Annotated in this window: 1 protein-coding gene; it reads right to left on the bottom strand. The window is 72.8% G+C overall.

Annotated elements, in window-relative coordinates:
* Nucleotides 1–3,289 (bottom strand): type I polyketide synthase (locus LCH29_RS43640; RefSeq protein WP_446467233.1); only part of this gene is annotated, 3,289 nt, incomplete at both ends.

Genomic DNA, 3,289 nt, shown 5'->3' on the forward strand with positions numbered 1-3,289 from the left:
ACGACGCCCCCGCCGCCACGACGACAACGCCGACAACACCCCACTCAACGACTCCTCCGACGACACCTCCAACGCCGAAGCAACCCCCGCCACATCACCACCCTCAACCAACTCCCAAAAACCCGCCTCCACCCCATCGACCGCACCATCACCCACCGGGGCATCCAGCCAGTAACGGCGGCGCTGGAACGCATACGTCGGCAGATCCACGACCGACGCACCCGCGCCCTCGAACGCCCGCGCCCACTCCACCTCCACGCCCTGGACCCACACCTCGGCCAGCGACGTCAGGAACCGGTCCAGCCCACCGTCCTCACGACGCAGCGTGTCCGCCACCACCGGGGCAGCCGTCGGCTCCAGCTCCTCCAGCGTCTCCAGGACGCTCGCGGTCAGCACCGGATGCGTGCTGACCTCGACGAACGTGCCGTGCCCCTGCGCGGCCAGCGCCTCCACCGCGGACTGGAACCGCACCGGCTGCCGCAGATTCCGGTACCAGTACCCGGCGTCCAGACCGGCCGTGTCCAGCAGCTCGCCCGTCACCGTGGAGTAGAACGGCACCTGTGAGGCCCGCAGCTCGACACCGGCGACGATCTGCGCCAACTCCACTTCCAGCGCCTCGACATGGGCCGAGTGCGCGGAGAAGTCCACGCCGGGGACGTTCCACCGCATCACCCCGGCCTTGGCCAGGACCACCCCCAGCTCTTGGAGCGCGTCCGCGTCGCCCGAGACCACGACCGTCTTCGGGCCGTTCACCGCTGCGATGGAGATCCGGTCGCCGAACGGCTCGATCCGCTCGCGTACCCAGTCCTGCGACGCCACGATCGACAGCATCCCGCCACGACCGGCGATCGCCAGCAGCGCCCGGCTGCGCAGCGCCACCACCCGGGCCGCGTCCTCCAGCGACAGCACACCGGCCACGCACGCGGCGGCGATCTCACCCTGCGAGTGGCCCACCACGGCCGAGGGCTCGACACCGTACGAACGCCACACCTCGGCCAGCGACACCATCACCGAGAACAGCACCGGCTGCACCACGTCGACCCGGTCCAGTGAGGGCGCGTCCGGCGCCTGCCGCAGCACGCTCTCCAGGTCCCAGTCCACGAACCCGGCCAGCGCGGCCGCGCACTCCGCGATCCGCTGCGCGAACACCGGGGAGGCATCCAGCAGCCCCTGCGCCATGCCCGCCCATTGCGAACCCTGGCCCGGGAAGACGAACACCACCCGGCCACCAGCACCCGCGGCCGTGCCCGTGACCAGCCCAGGCGCCTCCTCGCCCCGCGCCAGCGCACCCAGCCCGGCGACGAGCTCCTCGCGCGCGGCACCGGTCACCACGGCGCGGTGTTCCAGCGCCGCCCGGCCCGTCGCCAGCGACCAGCCCACGTCCACCGGCGACAGCTCGCCGCCCGCCTCGACATGGGCCAGCAGCGCGGCCGCCTGGCCCCGCAGTCCCGTCGCACCTCGGCCGGACACCACCCAGGGCACCGCCACCGGCGCGACACCGGCCGCCGCATCCGACTCCACCTCGGGCGCTTGCTCAAGGATCACGTGCGCGTTCGTCCCGCTCACCCCGAACGACGACACCCCCGCACGGCGCGGGCGGCCCTCGGTCCGCGCCCATTCCCGGGCCTCGGCGAGCACCTCGACCGCACCGGCCGACCAGTCCACCTTGGACGACGGCTCCTCCACGTGCAGGGTCCGCGGCAGCACACCGTGCCGCATGGCCTGCACCATCTTGATGACACCGGCGACGCCCGCCGCCGACTGGGTGTGCCCGATGTTGGACTTCAGCGACCCCAGCCACAACGGCCGCCCCTCGGCGCGCCCCTGCCCGTACGTCGCGATGAGCGCCTGCGCCTCGATCGGGTCGCCCAGCTTCGTCCCCGTACCGTGCGCCTCGACCGCGTCCACATCCGCCGCCGACACCCCCGCGTTGGCGAGCGCGGCCCGGATCACCCGCTGCTGCGACGGCCCGTTCGGCGCCGTCAGACCGTTCGACGCACCGTCCTGGTTCACCGCCGAGCCCCGCACCACCGCCAACACCCGGTGACCGTTACGGCGAGCATCCGACAGCCGCTCCAGCAGCACCATGCCCGCGCCCTCGGACCAGCCCGTGCCGTCCGCGTCGTCCGAGAACGACTTGCAGCGGCCATCGGGCGACAGGGCCCGCTGGCGGCTGAACTCCACGAACTTCAGCGGCGTGGACATCACGGCCACACCACCGGCCAGGGCGAGGCTGCATTCGCCGTTGCGCAGCGCCTGGGCCGCCAGGTGCAGGGTGACCAGGGACGACGAGCACGCGGTATCCACCGTCACCGCGGGCCCTTCGAGGCCGAAGGTGTACGAGATCCGCCCCGAGGCCACGCTGCCCGCGCTGCCGTTGCCGAGGTACCCCTCGAAGCCCTCGGGCGCGATCGGCAACCGCGCGCCGTAGTCGTTGTACATGACCCCGGCGAAGACACCGGTCATGCTGCCCTTGAGCCGTACGGGGTCGATCCCGGCCCGCTCGAACGCCTCCCACGAGGTCTCCAGCAGCAACCGCTGCTGCGGGTCCATCGCGAGGGCCTCGCGCGGCGAGATCCCGAAGAACTCCGGGTCGAACTCGGCCGCGTCGTGCAGGAAGCCACCCTCCCGGGCGTACGTCTTGCCCTGGCGCTCCGGGTCCGGGTCGTACAGGTTCGCCACGTCCCAGCCGCGGTCCACCGGGAACTCCGAGATCGCGTCGACGCCGCCCGCGACCAGGTCCCACAGCTCCTCCGGGGACCGCACACCGCCCGGATAGCGGCAGCCCATGCCCACGATCACGATCGGGTCGTCGTCGGCCGCGACCGCCGAAGCCACCGACACCACAGCCGTCTCCGCAGCGCCGAACAGCTCGCTGTACAGGTGCCGGGCGAGCGCCTCGGGCGTGGGGTGGTCGAAGACGAGGGTGGCGGGCAGCCGCAGCCTCGTCGCCCCGTTGAGCCGGTTGCGCAGCTCCACGGCCGTCAGGGAATCGAAGCCCAGATCCTTGAACGCCCGGCTCTCCTCCACCGCGCCCGCCGAGCCATGGCCCAGGACGGTCGCCACCTGCGCCCGTACCAGCTCCGTCAGCGCACGCGTACGCTCGTTCGGCGACAGCCCGGCCAGCCGCTGCGCCAGACCGGCGCCCAGCCCATCGCCCTCGCCCGCACGCGCCCGGCGCATCGGTCCCCGTACGAGGCCGCGCAGCATGGTCGGTGCCTCGTCGCCCAGCGCACGCAACGCGGCCATGTCCAGCCGCACCGGCAGCAACAACGCCTCATCAGCCGCC

Source organism: Streptomyces sp. BRA346 (assembly GCF_052851135.1).